Origin of the sequence: Pedobacter sp. Leaf194, from assembly GCF_001423945.1 — a bacterium.
GTDB lineage: Bacteria > Bacteroidota > Bacteroidia > Sphingobacteriales > Sphingobacteriaceae > Pedobacter.
This window is the reverse complement of record NZ_LMPU01000001.1, coordinates 453,874-471,318: the sequence shown is the minus strand read 5'-3', so window position 1 is coordinate 471,318 and position 17,445 is coordinate 453,874. Positions and strand designations below refer to the sequence as shown.

18 protein-coding genes and 1 pseudogene are annotated in these 17,445 nt (G+C 38.4%); 14 read left to right on the top strand and 5 right to left on the bottom strand.

Features of this window, described 5'->3' with window-relative positions:
* Positions 1–69 precede the first annotated feature (69 nt).
* The 5 genes from ASG14_RS02190 to ASG14_RS20650 all read left to right on the top strand — a co-directional run bounded on the left by ASG14_RS02190 (position 70) and on the right by ASG14_RS20650 (position 3,171).
* Entirely contained in the window at positions 70–717 is a 648-nt protein-coding gene (locus tag ASG14_RS02190; protein ID WP_056869421.1) for a 4'-phosphopantetheinyl transferase superfamily protein, read from the top strand.
* Between the two features lie 17 nt (positions 718–734).
* Complete coding sequence (lipB, locus tag ASG14_RS02185; protein ID WP_235528485.1) at positions 735–1,490, top strand: lipoyl(octanoyl) transferase LipB; 756 nt, start codon at positions 735–737, stop codon at positions 1,488–1,490.
* A 34-nt stretch (positions 1,491–1,524) separates the two neighbouring features.
* Positions 1,525–2,250: an SGNH/GDSL hydrolase family protein gene (locus ASG14_RS02180; protein WP_056869420.1), complete on the top strand. Its 726-nt coding sequence runs from the start codon at positions 1,525–1,527 to the stop codon at positions 2,248–2,250.
* A gap of 87 nt (positions 2,251–2,337) precedes the next feature.
* The gene (locus ASG14_RS02175) at positions 2,338–2,835 is read left to right on the top strand and encodes a DUF5684 domain-containing protein (RefSeq protein WP_056869419.1); all 498 of its coding nucleotides are present in this window, start codon (positions 2,338–2,340) and stop codon (positions 2,833–2,835) included.
* A complete protein-coding gene (locus ASG14_RS20650; protein WP_056869418.1) occupies positions 2,836–3,171 on the top strand; it encodes a DUF2752 domain-containing protein in 336 nt (111 codons plus the stop codon).
* On the opposite strand, the gene ASG14_RS02165 is transcribed toward ASG14_RS20650, so the two are convergent.
* Positions 3,168–3,911, bottom strand: coding sequence for an RDD family protein (locus ASG14_RS02165; RefSeq protein WP_056869417.1), 744 nt, complete (start codon positions 3,909–3,911; stop codon positions 3,168–3,170). The two genes, ASG14_RS20650 and ASG14_RS02165, sit on opposite strands and share 4 nt — an antisense overlap.
* A gap of 129 nt (positions 3,912–4,040) precedes the next feature.
* Here ASG14_RS02165 and ASG14_RS02160 point away from each other — a divergent pair, with 129 nt between their 5' ends.
* From ASG14_RS02160 to ASG14_RS02135, 6 genes are read left to right on the top strand one after another with little or no spacing between them, the layout of a single operon-like run.
* Positions 4,041–4,988, top strand: a complete 948-nt coding sequence (locus ASG14_RS02160) for a stage II sporulation protein M (protein WP_056869416.1) — start codon at positions 4,041–4,043, stop codon at positions 4,986–4,988.
* A gap of 4 nt (positions 4,989–4,992) precedes the next feature.
* The gene (locus tag ASG14_RS02155; protein ID WP_056869415.1) at positions 4,993–5,877 is read left to right on the top strand and encodes a hypothetical protein; all 885 of its coding nucleotides are present in this window, start codon (positions 4,993–4,995) and stop codon (positions 5,875–5,877) included.
* 1 nt (position 5,878) lies between these two features.
* The gene (locus tag ASG14_RS02150; protein ID WP_056869414.1) at positions 5,879–6,601 is read left to right on the top strand and encodes a DUF4129 domain-containing protein; all 723 of its coding nucleotides are present in this window, start codon (positions 5,879–5,881) and stop codon (positions 6,599–6,601) included.
* Positions 6,601–7,800, top strand: coding sequence for a DUF4350 domain-containing protein (locus ASG14_RS02145; protein WP_056869413.1), 1,200 nt, complete (start codon positions 6,601–6,603; stop codon positions 7,798–7,800). Before ASG14_RS02150 ends, ASG14_RS02145 begins: the two co-directional genes overlap by 1 nt.
* On the top strand, positions 7,775–8,758 hold the full coding sequence (locus ASG14_RS02140) for a MoxR family ATPase (RefSeq protein ID WP_056869412.1): 984 nt from the start codon (positions 7,775–7,777) through the stop codon (positions 8,756–8,758). The genes ASG14_RS02145 and ASG14_RS02140 overlap by 26 nt, the downstream gene beginning before the upstream one ends.
* Before the next feature lie 29 nt (positions 8,759–8,787).
* A complete protein-coding gene (locus ASG14_RS02135) occupies positions 8,788–10,134 on the top strand; it encodes a DUF58 domain-containing protein (RefSeq protein WP_056869411.1) in 1,347 nt (448 codons plus the stop codon).
* A gap of 3 nt (positions 10,135–10,137) precedes the next feature.
* Here the strand turns inward: ASG14_RS02135 and ASG14_RS02130 are convergent, their stop codons facing one another.
* Genes ASG14_RS02130 through ASG14_RS02120 form a run of 3 tightly spaced genes read right to left on the bottom strand, consistent with a single transcriptional unit; the run spans position 10,138 to position 12,262 of the window.
* Positions 10,138–11,196, bottom strand: a complete 1,059-nt coding sequence (locus ASG14_RS02130; RefSeq protein ID WP_056869410.1) for a nucleoid-associated protein — start codon at positions 11,194–11,196, stop codon at positions 10,138–10,140.
* 50 nt (positions 11,197–11,246) lie between these two features.
* Positions 11,247–11,822 (bottom strand): TlpA disulfide reductase family protein, encoded by a 576-nt coding sequence (locus tag ASG14_RS02125; protein WP_056869409.1) that lies wholly within the window; start codon positions 11,820–11,822, stop codon positions 11,247–11,249.
* Positions 11,819–12,262 (bottom strand): hypothetical protein, encoded by a 444-nt coding sequence (locus ASG14_RS02120; protein WP_056869408.1) that lies wholly within the window; start codon positions 12,260–12,262, stop codon positions 11,819–11,821. The genes ASG14_RS02125 and ASG14_RS02120 overlap by 4 nt, the downstream gene beginning before the upstream one ends.
* Positions 12,263–12,387: 125 nt before the next feature.
* Here ASG14_RS02120 and ASG14_RS02115 point away from each other — a divergent pair, with 125 nt between their 5' ends.
* Positions 12,388–12,720 carry a hypothetical protein gene (locus ASG14_RS02115; protein ID WP_157274811.1) on the top strand — a complete coding sequence of 111 codons (333 nt, stop codon included), beginning with the start codon at positions 12,388–12,390 and terminating at the stop codon, positions 12,718–12,720.
* Positions 12,721–12,837: 117 nt separating this feature from the next.
* The gene (locus tag ASG14_RS02110; RefSeq protein ID WP_056870202.1) at positions 12,838–15,156 is read left to right on the top strand and encodes a TonB-dependent receptor; all 2,319 of its coding nucleotides are present in this window, start codon (positions 12,838–12,840) and stop codon (positions 15,154–15,156) included.
* Positions 15,157–15,262: 106 nt separating this feature from the next.
* Here ASG14_RS02110 and ASG14_RS02105 read toward each other — a convergent pair.
* Positions 15,263–16,342: pseudogene (locus ASG14_RS02105) on the bottom strand (NADH:flavin oxidoreductase/NADH oxidase).
* A 274-nt stretch (positions 16,343–16,616) separates the two neighbouring features.
* Here ASG14_RS02105 and ASG14_RS02100 point away from each other — a divergent pair.
* Positions 16,617–17,444, top strand: coding sequence for an ATP-binding cassette domain-containing protein (locus ASG14_RS02100; RefSeq protein WP_056870201.1), 828 nt, complete (start codon positions 16,617–16,619; stop codon positions 17,442–17,444).
* Position 17,445 lies beyond the last annotated feature (1 nt).

The following is a 17,445-nucleotide window of genomic DNA, read 5'->3' as shown; positions in this document are numbered from 1 at the left end:
TTATGCGTATTTTTGGCCTAAATTATCATTTATTTAAGATAGTTTTGCATGCAAATTTCAATTTTATAAATGCCTATAGTTTATAATAAAAACATTGATGAACATTCGGTTTTGGCAATCTGGAAAATTGAAGAAACTGAAGCTGAACTGCTTGCCGGCTTACAACTTAAGCAGCATGAGTGGGATATCATTGCATCATTTAACAATGGAAAAAGGCTGCTTCATTGGTTAAGTACAAGGCTTTTACTTAGAACCCTGCTCAACACTAAAGAATATATCGACTGTCAGTTCGATGAAGATGGAAAACCATACCTTACCAATTCTGATTATAAAATATCATTGAGTCATTCTTACGATTATGCCGCCGTAATGATTAGCAAAGATTTTGCTGTTGGCGTTGATATTGAATTGATTAAACATAAAATTAAAAGCATTAAACACAAGTTTTTGAACGATGTAGAATTGGCTCAAAAGCAAATTGGAGACAATACCGAAGGCCTTTATGTTTGCTGGTGCGCCAAGGAAGCCATTTATAAGTGGCATGGCAAAAAAGGTTTGGAGTTTAAAAAGCACATCCATATTAAACCGTTTAAGCTTAAAAGCGAGGGAAGCCTAAATGCTATCGTGGAATTACCGGACAGTACGAGAGCGCTAACTGTTCATTATTTTAAAACGAAAGACGGCTACATGTTAGGCTATGTACAGGCGCCGGCGTAAACAGAGAAAGGCCAGAAATGAATAACGATAAGCAAAACCAGGTTACTGAAAAACAGGATATCGCTGTAAGTGATTTACAAAACCGTGCTACAAAGTTTATTGATTGGGGCCTGACCGACTACCAGGAAGCCTGGGATAAACAAGAAAGTTTACTGAACGAAACTGTTGCCATTAAGACTGAAAACAGGGTTAACGGAACCCGGTTACCAACCCCAAACTACTTAATTTTTAACGAGCACCCACATGTTTATACGTTGGGAAAAAGCGGGCATGCCGAAAATTTATTGTTAGATGAGCAGGGGCTTAAAGATAAGCAGGCAACTTACTATAAAATAAATAGAGGTGGCGACATTACTTATCACGGCCCTGGGCAAATTGTTGGCTACCCTATTTTAGATTTAGATAACTTTTTTACAGATATACATTTATACCTGAGAACGCTGGAAGAGGCCGTTATCCTAACCTTAAAGGATTATGGAATTGAAGCTGGCCGCTACCCGGGTTATACTGGCGTTTGGCTTGATGCAGATAATGAAAAGGCCCGCAAAATCTGCGCAATGGGCGTTCGCTGCAGCAGATGGGTAACCATGCATGGCTTCGCATTCAACGTAAATGTAGATTTGGACTATTTCAAAAATATTGTTCCATGCGGCATTGATGACAAGGCCGTAACCTCATTACAAAAAGAGCTTGGCCATAAACTTGATATTGAAGAAGTAAAGTACAAGCTTAAAAATCATATTGCGGGCTTATTTAAAATGGATTTGGTTTAAAATCTAACCACAACCCTTTTGCGTAAATTAGGCTATGAAACTTTTATCCGGCTTTGCCTTATTTTGTTTGCTATCTTCGGGCTGCACTAAAGAAAATGACATGTCTGTTGCTGCCCCAGCCGATACAAACTTTATTAATCCTAATGCCGTTGGCAATTACACATATCTTGCCTTGGGAGATTCTTACACAATCGGCGAATCCGTAACGCAGGCAGAATCTTTCCCTTATCAGCTTCAGGCTAACTTAAAAAAGAATGGCCGAAATGTAGAAGACCCGAAAATTATCGCTGTAACAGGGTGGACAACAGATGAGCTTCAGGGTGCAATAGCACAGGCAAAACTTACACAGAAATTCGATTTTGTTACCTTATTAATCGGGGTTAACAATCAATACAGGGGTTACCCTATAGAAACATATAAAAAAGAGTTTTCGGCATTGCTGCAAACTGCAATCGATTTTTCTGGTGGAAGAAAAGCAAGGGTTTTTGTAATATCTATTCCCGATTGGGGCGTAACGCCATATGCTAAAACGTTTTCAAAAAGCGCTCAAACCATTGCATCAGAAATTGATACTTTTAATGCTGCTGCGGAAAAAATTACACTGGCTGCGGGGGTAAGTTTCACAAACATAACGCCCGATTCCAGAATGGCTGCGAATGATGTGTCTTTAATTGCAGGCGATGGACTGCATCCGAGTGGGAAAATGTACACCAATTGGGTTAATGCGCTGGCGCCTAAAATTATGGATGTTATTAAATAATGTAATCTAACTGTTACTCCATTATTAATCAAAAAGTTATAATTTAGTTTAACTATCTAATCATTAAACTAAAAACTTTTATTAATTATGGATGACTATCAATCTGCTGCAGGTTCTGGCGCTCTTGCCGCATTTATTGGAGCCTATTTCTTTTTTATTCTTATCGTTTGGGTTATTTCCGTTGCAGGAATGTGGAAAACCTTCGAAAAAGCGGGCAAGCCGGGTTGGGCTGCTATTATTCCAATTTACAACATTATCATAATGTTAGAAATTGTTGGCAAACCGATGATTTGGATACTTTGGCTGCTTTTACCTTGCACAAATATTGTATTTGGTGTTTGGTTGCTAAACCTAATGAGCAAAAGTTATGGTAAATCAGAAGGATTTACGCTTGGCTTACTTTTTCTGTCGTTTATTTTCTGGCCGATTTTAGGCTTTGGAGATGCCAGATATTTAGGTCCGTCAGCCGCGGAAGCACAGAATCGTGGTTTTGGAAATAACCCGTTCAATAACCCGAACAACCCATTCGGTAATCAAAACACGCCATTCAACAACCCTAACGACACGCCACCGCCTGTAGTTTAAATGGTTTTAACATTATCATACCAAATATTTTGCAGCCCGGTTAATTTATTTAACTGGCTGCAAAATCATTTATTACCATGCCCTTTCAAAAGTTTAACAAGCTTTGATTGCCCGGGCTGTGGCTTTCAGCGGGCATTTATATGTCTTACCAAAGGAAACTTAAGCGAAAGCTGGCAACTGTATCCGCCAACAATCCCAATAATCAGCTTGCTTCTATTTGCCGCAATATCTTATTTCGCTGGTTTCAAAACCCGCTCTAAAGCAATTAATATTTTCTCGATATTGGTTGGAAATTTTATTCTGCTATCCTATTTTTACAAAATGGCAATGCATTAGTATGCTGTATTAGCCGTTAAATAGCTATAATCTTTTAAAATGGTTTCTAAAAACTGAAGTTCATTCATGCCGGCAGGCATTGCAGGATTGATGTGTTCTTTTACTTTGCCAGCCATTGCGTAAATTAATTGAGGGTTTCCGGTTTGGTAAAAACCGGTTAACACTTCATAAATGAGCTCCACATCACGATCATTCAAAAAAAAAGCTTCTTTAAAAGTTGGCTGGTAATCTTCCGGTAATGAAGAAATGAAGGCGACGTTATCGATCTGAGTACGCGGCACTGTTTTAATAAGTGTTGTTTTTGCAAGCATATCGCCCACACGCTGATGATTTTTGGAAATCGCGACAGCAATTAAGGCAACAACGCCCCAGCCAAAGAAAAAGCCAAAATCAACAATCCTGAATACCCACCGCATAAGGTATTGCCCAAAACTTGGCTGGCCGCCATCCAAACTAATTACCTTAATTTTCATGACTTTCTTCCCGAAGGTTTGGCCATCCATAAATGTTTCGCAAACTAAATCGTAGAATAGAAAAATGAGGCCAAAAAGCACCAATAAGACAACGATTAACATTTCAGACCGGCTGATTGATGCCACAAGCATTAAGATTACAGCAACAATATAAAGTATGGCAAAGCCTGCCAAATCAATTAGCCTTGCCGCAATTCTTTCACCCAAGCCTGCAACTTCATAATCAATATCAACATTTTGAGCAGTGCTAATTCTGATGGTTTCCATATTTCAAACATAATTTTTTTTTTAACAAAAGCGCTTAACCACAATCAAAAATTTATGGCCAAAGTTTTAGTTCCTATTTTTTGTAGCTAAGAAAAATTAGCCTATTTTAACCAAAGATTTATCAAATCGATGAGAGAAGCCTTATTTGTAAAACAAAACACGGAAAAGTGGAAACGCTTCGATGAAATGCCATTGGCAAATTCTGATGAGCTTGCCGATCGTTTTACAGAGATAACAAATGATTTGGCTTATTCAAAAACATTTTATCCCAACTCAAAAACAACGGCTTACCTTAATGGCCTGGCTTCAAAACTGCATCAATCGGTATACAAAAACAAGAAAGAAAAATCTAACCGGTTTGTTTATTTCTGGAAAACCGAATTGCCTTTGCTTTTTTTCGAGCATAAGAAGCAAATCATATATGCATTCGCTTTTTTTTTGGTTTCATGTATTTTAGGTGCCATTTCAGCAAAATACGACGATACTTTTATACGCTTAATTTTGGGCGACGGGTATGTAAATATGACCAATGATAATATTGCCAAAGGCGATCCTTTTGGCGTTTATAAACAAGCAAACCCGCTTTTGATGTTTATCCAGATTGGGGCAAACAATATTTTTGTTTCTCTTTTAACTTTTGTGCTGGGCATCATCTTTTCTTTTGGAGCAATCGTTTCAATCTTCAGGAACGGAATTATGCTTGGTTCATTTCAATACTTCTTTTTTAGTAAAGGCTTAGGTTTACAATCCGTTTTGGTAATATGGATACACGGAACGCTGGAAATTTCGGCCCTGGTTTTAGCAGGTGCGGCAGGCCTGATTCTGGGAAACAGCATGTTATTCCCGAAAACTTATACAAGAAAGGCCTCGATTTTAAAAGGGGCGAAAGATGGCTTAAAAATAGTTTTCGGTTTAGTTCCAATTTTTGTAGTGGCTGCTTTTTTTGAAAGTTTTGTTACCCGTCACACCGAAATGCCGGCGTTTTTAAGTGCCCTTATTTTATCGGTTTCGGCCATATTTATTGTTTGGTATGTAATTATTTACCCAAAACGCATTAGCAAAAGAACACTCATCTAACATTATGCTTTCAATTATTGAATTTAAAAAACGAAGAGATTTTGGTCAGCTTATCAACGACACGTTCACCTTCATCAGGCAGAATTTTAAATCGTTGTTTACAACTTACTTCATTTTTTGTGGCCTTTTTGTTTTAGCAGGAATGCTCTCTATGCTTTTACAGCAATACAAAGCGGTGCATACTTTTAACAATATGGATGTAAATACGCCAAGACGTAATTTAAGTTTTGGTGGGCAATTGGGATGGGAATACTGGCTCGCCATTTTATTTACGATGGCAGGCTATGCAAGTAGCACGATTACGATACTTTCGTACATTGCAATTTACGTTCAAAAAGGGAATAAAACGCCCACCACCGACGAAGTTTGGGGTTATTTCAAATATTACTTTTTTAAAGTTTTCGGCAGCACTTTATTACTGACCCTATTAATGGGTTTTGGGCTGCTCTTTTGCGTTTTACCTGGCTTGTGGCTGTTTCCATTCATCTCCATTGTGTTTCCAATCATGATTATAGAAAATGGCACATTTAGTTATTCATTTAGCCGAAGCTTTAAACTTGTGAAAGATAATTTTTGGTTAACTTTTGGGTCGCTCGTAATCATTTGGATAATCGTTTATGCCTGTATGACGCTTGTGGTTTTGCCGACTACAATCGTTAGTATGATTGGTCTTTTCTCTTCCACAAAACCCGAAATGTCTCTTGTTTTTACCATGTTAACTACTGTGCTCCAATACCTTTGCCAGGTATTTATGACCTTTCCACTCATTACTGTGGCTTTAATTTATTTTAATCTGGTAGAAGAAAAAGAAAGCCTTGGTTTAATGGAGCGGATTTCAAATTTCGGCGCAGCCGATAAACCAATTGACAGCCGACCGGAAGAATATTAACATGTCAAATTTCGCACTCAAATTTCTCGTTGTACTGTGTTTGCTTTTTGCATCAGCAAATGCCTATGCTCAAAATTCCAAGCCATCGGTAAATCACAGCATAAAAACGGATAGCACAAATTTAAAACCCGCAAAGTTTGATAAAGAGGCTTTAGAAACCTTTGCCGATCAGACAGCATTTCAGTACGATGGCGACTTGGTAAGGGATATTTCTCTTTGGGATAGGTTCTGGATGTGGTTTTGGCGACTCTTTAACGAGCTAGCAGGTAGCGCCGCCTCGAATCCGCTTTCCAGATATTTTTTCATTGGTTTGGGTGTTGCAATTTTGTTATATATCGTGATAAAAATTGTTGGTACCGAAAACATCTTCAGTAAGAAATCAAAAGAGACCATTTTGCCTTATGATATTATAAATGAAAATATTCATCAAATTGATTACGAAAAGGAGATTCAAAAGCTAATCGACCAAAAAAAATACCGCCTTGCAATTCGATTGCTGTATTTAAGAACACTGAAAAAACTGAGCGACGCCGAAATTATAAACTGGCAACCTGAAAAAACCAATTACAATTACTTTACCGAAATTTCTAAACCCGAAATTCAAAACGAATTTGGCGTGCTAACCCACCAGTTTGATTATGTCTGGTATGGTGATTTTCCTGTTGATGCACAAAAGTTTGAGCCAATTAACCAATCATTTAATCATTTCAACGCCCGGATTTAATGAAAGGATACAAAATTTATTTCGGCATTGGCATCATCCTGATATTAATTTACCTCGTAGCGCAGTTTAACAAACCAACCCCTACAGATTGGTCGCCCACCTACGTTAAGAAAGATAAAATTCCTTATGGCACCTATATCTTTTACAATCGAATTAAAGATATTTTTCCAAAAGCTAGTGTGAAAACATCAGGCTTACCCATTTACAATACCATTAAAAGTAGCAACTACCGCAACAGCACCTATATAATTATTGCCCCTGAGATAAAGATTGAGCTGGCGGATTTAGCACAATTAAAAAAGTATATGTCTGCCGGAAACGATGTTTTCATTGCCAGTTACAACCTCGGAGAAAAGGCAGAGAAAGCATTAAAACTAAAGATCTCTTCATCTTTTTCTCAAAGTGGTAGTTCTTTAAACTTTACCAATCCAAACCTGAAAACAGTTGTAAACTATGGTTTCGAAAAAGGAATAGGCGATCAATATTTCAGCAGAATAGATACCTCAAGTGCGGTTGTTTTGGGTGTTGATGCAAAAAATCGCCCTAATTATGTAAAATATAACTTTGGTAAAGGTTCGCTTTATTTAATTGCCGGCCCGGGATTTTACAGCAATTTTAACCTTCTGGACAAATATGGTGCAGAGTACGCGGAGAAAACTTTGAGCTACATACAGAGCGCAACAACAGTTATCTACGACGAGTATTTTACCGTTCCGAAAACTGGAGAACAAGGTTTAATGAGGGTTTTCTTTAAGCATCCGGAATTGAAAAACGCCTATTACCTGTGCATTTTTAGTTTACTGCTTTTCGTTTTTTACGAAATTAAACGCCGGCAGCGGGTTATTCCTATCGCAGATGCTTACACAAATACGTCAGTAGAATTTGCTAACGTGGTTGGCAGTGTATATTACCACCAGCGAAATAACCTGGATATTGCGCAAAAGAAAATCAGCTTTTTGATGGAACATTTGCGAAGCAGATATTACCTGAAAACAAACGAAATACAAGCAGATTTTGCAGAAACTCTGCGATTAAGAACTGGTATTAACGAAACGTTGGCTAAAACTTTAACAAGGTATTTTATGCAGGTACCTACGCTCGATCATTTTAGCGATACAGAATTGATTGGCCTTAATAGTATAATTGAAGAATTTTATAAAAAAACAAAACCTAATGGAGCAGGAACAAGAGCAATTTAGCCAGCGAACCGATTTAAGTGTGCTGAATGACGCGGTAGCACAAATTCGTAGCGTGTTGAGCAACATCATAATTGGCCAGAAACAGGTAATCGATTTTTTAATAGTAGGCTTGCTTGCCGACGGACATATTTTGATAGAGGGCGTACCCGGTGTAGCAAAAACCTTAAGTGCCAAACTCTTGGCAAAATCAATTGCTGCGCAATTTTCAAGGGTGCAGTTTACACCAGATCTTATGCCGTCTGACGTATTAGGGACTCCAATATTTAATACCAAAACCGGCGATTTCGAATTTCGGAAAGGGCCAATATTCGGCAACATTATCCTTGTAGATGAGATTAACCGGGCACCGGCAAAAACACAGTCGGCCTTGTTTGAAGTGATGGAAGAGCGCCAGGTTACAATTGATGGAACAACTTATCAAATGGAGGAGCCATTTCTTGTTTTGGCTACCCAAAACCCAATTGAGCAGGAAGGCACCTATAGGTTACCCGAGGCACAATTAGACAGGTTTTTATTTAAGATTGAAGTGAAGTATCCCACACTTGAAGAAGAAACTCAAATCCTTACAGCACAACATTCTTTGGTTAATAAAACGATGCTTGATAACGTAAAACCTGTGTTATCAATAGAGCAAATTAAGGCCGCCCGTGGCATTATCCGTAACCTATTTGTAGAGCCAAAATTGCTGGAATTTATTGCGAAAATTGTTTTCGAAACCCGCAACAATCCGTCGCTGTACTTAGGCGCCTCACCAAGAGCTTCACTCGCAATTGTACACAGCGCAAAGGCGCTGGCAGCCATACGTAACCGGGATTTTGTAACGCCAGATGATATTATTGCAGTGGCCACACCGGTGTTGGCCCACCGGATATTATTAACACCCGAAAAGGAAATGGAAGGCATAACCACAACTGATATCGTAAACCAAATTATCAAAAAACTGGAAATACCCAGGTAGGCACCAATTATCATTTTAAAAAAAATTCCTTGAAAAAAATCTTTCAGCAGTACTACATAAATCTTTTTTTAACCGACCGCCTTTTTGGGGCATTGGCTCTTTGTGTATTGCTCTTTGTTTTAAAATTCTTTTTTAGATGGCTGGGAGAAATTCCGGAAATTGCCACAGGCCTGGTTTTTACCTTATTTGCTTTAGATATTATAATCTTATACCGGAATAAAGGTGGAATTGATGCACACAGGCGGACAGCAAAGCGATTAAGCAACGGCGACGAAAACCCGATACAAATAGAGGTAAAAAACAGCTACGGCTTTAGGGTCAATATTCGAGTTATTGATGAAGTGCCTTTTCAGTTTCAGCTTCGCGATAAAGACTTTGAATTAAGCCTTAAGCCTGGTGATGTAAAATCCATTCATTACAATTTGAGGCCAACCAAACGTGGCGAATACGACTTTGGATTTATCAGGATTTACACCGGAACCTTAATCGGTTTGGTAAACAGGCGATATAATTTTGATGGAGCACGGATACTTCCTGTATATCCGTCGTTTATCAATTTAGGTCAGCACGAATTAATGGCCGTTTCCAATCATTTAACCGAATTTGGCATAAAAAAAATAAGAAAAGTTGGCCAAAGTTCGGAGTTTGATCAGATAAAGAATTATGTGGGCGGCGACGATATCCGAACGATAAACTGGAAGGCTACTGCAAGAAAGGGTGGCTTAATGGTAAATACCTACAGCGATGAGCGTTCGCAGAATGTTTATTCTATTATTGATAAATCAAGGGTTATGAGAATGCCTTTTGAGGGTTTGAGTTTGCTTGATTATGCCATAAATGCAAGTGTTGCGCTATCGAAAGTGGCAATGCTAAAGCAAGATAAAGCGGGAATTATAACGCTATCAGAAACCATTGGGGCTGTTGTGCCTGCAGAACGAAAAGCTGCACAGCTTGGGCACATTATGCAGGTTTTATACAAAGAAAAAACGAGGTATCTGGAAAGCAACATGGACGCACTGTATGCGACCATCCGCTCTGTAATTAAACAACGAAGCCTGATCGTTTTTTTTACAAACTTTGAAAGTTTATCGGCCCTGCAAAGGCAATTGCCATACCTTAAACGGATTTCAAAATACCACCTACTTGTCGTTGTCTTTTTCGAAAACACAGAATTGAAAACCTTGAGCACTGAACCTGCAAAAGACGTTGAAGGAATTTACCATAAAACCATTGCAGAAAAATTTATTTACGAGAAAAAACTGATGGCGTTAGAACTAAACAAGCATGGCATACTTTCAATTTTAACACCGCCTCAAAAATTAACTGTAAACGTAATTAATCGTTACATGGCGTTAAAAGCACAGCAAAAAATTTAGCAATTATTCTTCGTCTCTAAAATAAACCTTATAGTAATTCAGCGATTTATCGTCATCATAGCCCTTTTCAATCATATCCTTATTTCCATGGATGTAAATATGAAAATTCTTATCAAGCTTTAGTACGCTTTTGTATGCCCTTGCCTGTTTTTTTACGGCAGATTCTGCAATTTCAAATGAATCTGCAATGGGCGATTCATACTCCTGCTCGTAATTTTTCTTATAATTTTTAAACGATTCAATGCCTTCTGCGTTCCCGATTACTTCATTGCTAAATTCATCGATATCGAAGGTTTCTTTTTCCTTAAAATATTTCATCGAGCGGTTAAGCAAATCAATTTTATCTGCCTTGCTTATCTCGTATTCATCATCCATTTTTTGTGTTACAAAATTTTTGTACACACCTAAAACATTATTTGTCTGGTTGTAACTATCATTGCGGATTTTGAGTTTCAAAAATTCGTCTTTCCAGTAAACGGCGCTGTCGTTACTACTTTTTGCCTGGTCCAAAACCACTACTTTATAGCCTTCCTCCCTATCAACATTAAAAATTAAACAACCTTTATCAAGCTTATTGATGCTGATTGCTTCCTGTTCGTAACTCATTCCAAAACCGTCCTGCTCAGGATAAACTTTTAAATAAGTGTCTTTTGTTTCTGATTTAAAAATGCCAATAACATCAAGTTGTTCCCCTTCAATTTGCACCTTCTCAAAATAGCCAACATAAAGTTCTCCTGATTTTATTTTTGGATGATTAGCCACATCATACAAATGTTTTGCGAGTTGCTGCGAATCTTCATGAAAGTGCTCGATGTTCTCAAAAATCTCTGTAGCGAAATGAAAAACCTCGTTAAGTTGCAGGTTATCATTAGGATGATAAAAGCGATAAACCTCGTTAACTTTTTCGAAGGGCTTAAGAAAGAATTGCATTAACAAATTGCCCAGCATTTCATCCTCAATTTTTAAGGGCGCATCAGATAGTTTGTAATATTCCTCAACTAATTTGTTGCCGGTGTGGTGAATGGAGAGTTGCTTAAGCGAAGCCTCGAAAAATGAAATCATAGCGGCAAAAGTAATGAATAATCAAATCATTGCGCAGCAGTTTACAAGCTTTAATCGTTGCTTTCTATTAGCTTGTTTATAAAGGAAATAAACTTTTTATCGGCATAATTTGCCACTCCTTCATGTTTAAAAGATATTCTACCCTGTTTATCAAAAATTATGGTTGTTGGCAGCGGCCCCGAAAAAATCTGCTCCGGAACATTTCCATCAACTTTAAAAACCGGCATAGCAAACCCTCTGTCAGACATGTATTTCGTCGATTTTGCAAAATCTCCATCAGCATCTGCAAAAATAAATGTTATGTTAGGATTATTCCGAAATTCTGAATGTTGTTTGTTTAGTGAAGGCATTTCTGCACGGCAGGGCGGGCACCAGGTTGCCCAGAAATTTAGAAAAACAACTTTACCTCTTAAGTCTCCTAAATCTATTGTATTTCCTTTACTATCGCTAAACCTAATTCCTTTAAGGCCTGGCGATTCTGTTGCCGTCTCTTCAATTTTCGGACTATAAAAACCAATTTCCATCAAGCCCTTTAACAAAAAAGCCTTTGCATCTGGCACAAAAATCACGATCAATAATAGCGCAATAAAGAGGGTGTTGAAAATGTTTTTCTTAATGAGTTTCATTCATTTAAGTCAGCTGGTTTTCTATATATAACTGCACGCATTATAAACCATAAATTTACAATTGGAATAGCTAGAATTTTACCTGGAAGCAGAAGCAACTGACTCCACAACAACATTCTGTTGATATCGTCAGTATAACTGGAAGGGTTATCTATAAAGCCAAAGAAACCAACATTATTTAAGGCTGGTTTTGGGTAAATATAATACGCCAATGCCAGGTAAGCTACAATTGAAAGGGATATTAACGTGCCATTAACTGCGTTGTAGTAGTGGAACCGATTAAAAGCCAACACGTAAATAACAACACCCAAAACAAACAAGGCACAAAAGCCAACGATGATTATCCAAATTCTTGGCCAGGCTAAATGATAATGACCCCGGTCAAAGTTTCCTGTTGGCCCGGGATTGTTTTTTTCAAAAAACCATTCGAATAACGACATATCTTCTTTGTAAGCGATGTTGTAAACTAACTAAACTTTTTGGAACGCATACCGCGATAACACTATCAAAGCAATGTTACCTTTCAAAGATATATAATTGAATACTATTTGTTACTTTTGGCGCATTGAAAAAGCACAGGCAAAACATCAATCGTTTTCTATCAGCATTAATGTTGATGGTTTTTGCCATTGCCTTAACGCCGTGGAACCTACTTCACCATCACCAGCCTGTTCCGGTGGTAACAAAAGAAATTAACTGTAAACATTTAAGTCACGTTCAGGCACATGCCGATAATTGCCTGATATGTAATGCTGGTTTCGAAAAAAATTACGTTCACACACACCACATCTATAAAATATACCTTTCGGCCAAAATTTTTAGTCAGGCAGCACCTGTACTTAAAAGTTTCTACGCAGAGCTGAAGCGAACCAGTTTACGAGGACCGCCCTCAGCCTAATTTTTTCAGCTTGGAACACGTTTAAGTGTTAAACAAATTTTTATTTATAGGATATTAAGACATCATGCTTATTGCTGTTGTCTTGGCTATCCGTAACGATTAAAAAACATGCACATCATGAAAAAATTACAGCTTTTAGGCCTTGTAATTCTATATACATTATTAAGTACCTCCGTTTTTGCAAACGTTTTAAAAGATATTAAAGGTAAAGTTACCGATGCTACTACAAAAGAAACACTTCCCGGGGCTACCATCTTCATCCCTGATTTAAAGGTTACGGCACAAACGAATAACGATGGTGAATTTACTTTAAATAACCTCCCTGCAAAAGGAGTTTATTTGGTAGAAGTTCATTATGTAGGCTATAAAACTTCTACCCGAGTTATAAATTTAGCTAGCGTAGCTTCGCTGGATTTCGCTTTGCAATCTACCGCAATAGAAACCAAAGAGGTTGTTATCACCGGAAGCTTAATTAGCAGTACCAGCAAACGAAATAGTGCTTCGGCGGCCGTTTTAGGTAAAGATCAGCTGCTGCAACCATCAACGAATTTAATTGATGCGCTAACTAAAATTCCGGGGGTTTCGCAAATCACTACTGGCCCGTCGATATCTAAACCTGTTATAAGAGGTTTAGGCTACAACAGAATCGTGACTTTGGATGATGGAATTAAACAGCAAGGGCAACAATGGGGCGACGAACATGGCATTGAAATAGACCAATTTAAATCTGACAGGGTTGAAGTGCTACGCGGTGCCGCATCCTTAATGTACGGCTCAGATGCTTTAGGTGGTGTTATCAATTTATTAGAGCCAAGTTCGGCGCCTGATGGCCAGGTTAAAGGCGAATTTATTACGAATTATTCTACAAACAATGGTTTAACAGCAAATTCCCTGATGTTAAACGGCAATGAAAACGGCTTTGTTTGGAGAGCCCGCGGAACCTATAAAAATGCATACTCCTTTAAAACGCCCACAGGTTATTTCCCAAATTCGGGTTTTAATGAAACCGATTTAAGCGGTATGGTTGGCTTAAATAAAAGTTGGGGATATACACATTTAAATGTATCCAGCTTCCGCAACAACATTGGTTTTTATGAACCAACTTTGGATGCCGCTGGTAATTTTGTGAAAGAAAACGGCGATCCGTTTGCTAATGCAGATTTCAAAAGCAGAGATTTAGACTATCCCCGTCAGGACATCAGGCATTTTAAAATTGCTTTAAATAACAACTTTATAATCGGCGACGGAAACCTGAAAGCTGACTTCGGATACCAGCAAAATCAACGCCGCGAGCTAGAAGACGGACCAGATCCATCCTTATTTTTCGACCTGAAAACGTATAACGCCGATTTAAAATACTACATACATCAAACCAGTAACGGCTGGCAGCCAGTATTCGGTTTTAGTGCCGATGCAGGTAAAAGCCAGAATAAAGGCGTTGAATTTTTAGTGCCCGCTTACAATACTTACGGAATTGGTGTTTTTGCTTATGCAAAAAAGAATTGGGAAAACAGTACGTTTAGCCTGGGTGCCCGTTACGATTTCCGAAAAAACACCGGCGAGCAGTTATTTGTTGATGGAGATGAACAATTTGCTCCTTTCGTAAATAAATCGTCGAACGTTAGTGGCGCCTTAGGCTTTACCCACCAGTTTAACGAAGAATGGAACTTTAAAGCTAATGCAGGTTCTGCCTTCAGAGCGCCAAATCCAGCAGAGTTAGGTTCGAACGGTGTGCATGAAGGTACTTTCAGGTATGAGATTGGAAACCCGAATTTAAGTCCCGAGCGCAGCTACCAGGTTGATGCAGCATTAGAGTATGAAGGCAAAATTGTAAGCGCCAGTGCAAGCATTTACAATAATTACGTACACAACTTTATTTATGCTTCCAATAATGGCGAAACCATTACTGCTGAAGGCGATGAATATCCTGTGTACCGTTATGGGCAGGTGAATGCCAATCTTTATGGTGCAGAGGCGAGTGTAACCATCCATCCGGTTTCTTTTATCCATTTCGAAAACACATTTGGTTATGTACATGCGCAAAACAGTACTCTAAGCAGGCCATTGGCTTTTATTCCAGCAGGAACACTGAGAAATGAGTTACGTTTCGAGCCAAAACTGAAAGGCACAAACGGTGCATACCTGTCAGTCGGCATACAATCCGCATTTAAACAAACACGTGTTGATGATGTGTTCGAAACGCCTACAAGTGGTTATACCCTGTTAAATGCCGGAGTTGGCGCTACGTTTAACTTAGGCAAACAGCCCGTAAAACTTTCCGTATCGGCGAATAATTTATTAAACCAAAAATATTACGATGCTCTGAGCAGATTTAAGCCTGGCCGTTTCGATTATGAAAATCCAAATCTTGGTGTTTATAATACAGGAAGAAACATCACTTTTGGTTTATATATTCCTTTTACTTTAGCTAAGTAAGCCAAGGCGCAAATTGAGCGAATTAACCGACAGTTAGAATTATAAATCAGTTTAAACAGAAAATCCGGCTAATGACCGGATTTTCTGTTTATCGTATATTACAATTTTATTTTTTAAACGTTTCTCGTTTTGCTCTAACGTATTGATTTGGCCATTCCGTTTCATCGTCCAAAATCTGAGCTGCATGGGTTGGAAAATAAGCATCTCGTAACGATTCTCTGGCGATGAAAATTAGATCTGCTTTACCTTGTTCTAAAATTTCCTCGGCTTGGTGCGCTTCTACAATTACGCCAACGGCGCCCGTGTATATTCCAATTTCATTCCTGATTTTTTCAGCAAACGGAACTTGGTAATTCGGACCTGAAGGGATAAAAGCATCCGGAACATTTCCGCCCGATGAAGCATCAATCAAATCTACACCCCTATCTTTCAGTACAGCCGCAAGTTGAATAGAATCATTCTCGTTTCATCCACCTTCGGTCCAGTCTGTTGCAGAAATGCGCACAAATAAGGGCAGGTTGTCTGGCCATACAGATTGAACAGCTTCAACAACATCAATGGTTAGCCGAATGCGGTTTTCGAAACTGCCACCGTAAACATCTGTGCGTTTATTGCTCAGCGGACTAAAAAATTCATGTAATAAATAGCCATGAGCAGCATGTATTTCAACTACTTTGTAACCTGCATCCAAAGCTCTCTTTGCCGCAGCCCGAAATGCGAAAACAATATCCTGAATTTCGTTAATAGATAACTCATGAGGGCTTTGCTGCCCAGCCTTAAACGGAATAGCCGATGGACCAACTGGAAGCCAGCTATTTTCCCCTTCAGTAAGCTGTTCGCCACCGTTCCAGGGCAAATCACAACTTGCTTTTCTGCCTGCGTGTGCAAGTTGAATGCCTGCAATAGCGCCATTACCATGAATGAAGGAAACAATTTGTTTTAGCTTTTCTACATGTTCATCCTTCCAGATGCCTAAATCGGCATGGGTGATTCTTCCTTCGGGCACAACGGCAGAGGCTTCCTGAATAATTAAACCGGCACCGCCAACTGCTCTGCTCCCAAGGTGAACCAAATGCCAGTCGTTGGCAAAACCATCAACAGCAGAATACTGACACATTGGAGAAATTACAATTCTATTTTTTAAGGTAACGTCCTTAAGTTTTAAAGGTGAGAATAATTGAGACATAATATTTTGTAAGAGATAAACCTAATGGATAAAAACTGGATAACCTTTCTGTAGTTTAATTGATTGTTTGCTAAACCTTCAACAGAAACCAAAAAAGCCTGTTATCATACAAACATACAACTCCAACATTAAGGATGTTTTATCATATCCGTATTAAAATCTACATTTTACACAAGCCTTATAAAATTGCCCGCAAATAAAATAAATGCAAAATTATTTGGCAGTTATAAAAATAGAACATACTTTAGTGTATTATTTAACTAATACAGTAGAGATGATAAAAATAAGTAATCTGGATTTTGGCTACAGCAAGCATAAGCCACTATTTAAAAATATGAGCATGCAGTTAAGCAATGGCCATATTTATGGTTTGCTTGGAAAAAATGGCGCCGGAAAATCGAGTTTGTTAAAGAATTTAGCTGGTTTGGTTTATGCGCAAGGTGGCTCTTTAGAGGTGATGGGCTTCAATCCTGCAAAGCGACAACCGGCCTTGCTGGAGCAAATTTGCTTCATACCGGAAGAATTTTATTTGCCGCCGGTTAAAATTGATTCTTATATTAAAGCGAATGCCCCATTTTACAAAAACTTTAACCATTCTTATTTTGCTGAGTTACTGAAGGAATTTGATATTCCGGCCAGCAACAAACTCATCAACATGAGTTACGGCCAGAAGAAGAAGTTTATAATAGCCTTCGGCCTTGCAACAGAAGCAAAGTTGGTTATCATGGATGAGCCAACAAACGGCCTGGATATTCCTTCGAAAGCACAGTTTAGGAAAATCATGGCATCAGCATTAACAGATGAACGTTGCATCATCATTTCAACTCACCAGGTTAGAGATTTAGACAACCTGATAGATACCGTAATTATGCTTGATGAAAATGATGTGGCATTAAAAGCATCAGTTGAACAAATCACAGAAAAATTGACATTTAAAAAGGTGAAGGAACTTGATGAAAGCATCATTTATGCGGAACCATCTTTATCTGGCTACAATGCAGTTATGCCAAATTATCATAATGAGGAAAGCAAACTCGATATGGAGCTTTTGTTTAATGCAATACTCGCAGAAAAAACCAAATTTAAACCCCTATTCAACTAAG

Bases quoted from the DNA above. Each gene is read 5' to 3' on its own strand.
- lipB (WP_235528485.1), top strand. From the start codon at position 735: ATGAATAACGATAAGCAAAACCAGGTTACTGAAAAACAGGATATCGCT.
- ASG14_RS02150 (WP_056869414.1), top strand. From the start codon at position 5,879: ATGTCAAATTTCGCACTCAAATTTCTCGTTGTACTGTGTTTGCTTTTT.
- ASG14_RS02180 (WP_056869420.1), top strand. From the start codon at position 1,525: ATGAAACTTTTATCCGGCTTTGCCTTATTTTGTTTGCTATCTTCGGGC.
- ASG14_RS02190 (WP_056869421.1), top strand. From the start codon at position 70: ATGCCTATAGTTTATAATAAAAACATTGATGAACATTCGGTTTTGGCA.
- ASG14_RS02165 (WP_056869417.1), bottom strand. From the start codon at position 3,911: ATGGAAACCATCAGAATTAGCACTGCTCAAAATGTTGATATTGATTAT.
- ASG14_RS02120 (WP_056869408.1), bottom strand. From the start codon at position 12,262: ATGTCGTTATTCGAATGGTTTTTTGAAAAAAACAATCCCGGGCCAACA.
- ASG14_RS02130 (WP_056869410.1), bottom strand. From the start codon at position 11,196: ATGATTTCATTTTTCGAGGCTTCGCTTAAGCAACTCTCCATTCACCAC.
- ASG14_RS02110 (WP_056870202.1), top strand. From the start codon at position 12,838: ATGAAAAAATTACAGCTTTTAGGCCTTGTAATTCTATATACATTATTA.
- ASG14_RS02125 (WP_056869409.1), bottom strand. From the start codon at position 11,822: ATGAAACTCATTAAGAAAAACATTTTCAACACCCTCTTTATTGCGCTA.
- ASG14_RS02175 (WP_056869419.1), top strand. From the start codon at position 2,338: ATGGATGACTATCAATCTGCTGCAGGTTCTGGCGCTCTTGCCGCATTT.
- ASG14_RS20650 (WP_056869418.1), top strand. From the start codon at position 2,836: ATGGTTTTAACATTATCATACCAAATATTTTGCAGCCCGGTTAATTTA.
- ASG14_RS02100 (WP_056870201.1), top strand. From the start codon at position 16,617: ATGATAAAAATAAGTAATCTGGATTTTGGCTACAGCAAGCATAAGCCA.
- ASG14_RS02160 (WP_056869416.1), top strand. From the start codon at position 4,041: ATGAGAGAAGCCTTATTTGTAAAACAAAACACGGAAAAGTGGAAACGC.
- ASG14_RS02155 (WP_056869415.1), top strand. From the start codon at position 4,993: ATGCTTTCAATTATTGAATTTAAAAAACGAAGAGATTTTGGTCAGCTT.
- ASG14_RS02145 (WP_056869413.1), top strand. From the start codon at position 6,601: ATGAAAGGATACAAAATTTATTTCGGCATTGGCATCATCCTGATATTA.
- ASG14_RS02140 (WP_056869412.1), top strand. From the start codon at position 7,775: ATGGAGCAGGAACAAGAGCAATTTAGCCAGCGAACCGATTTAAGTGTG.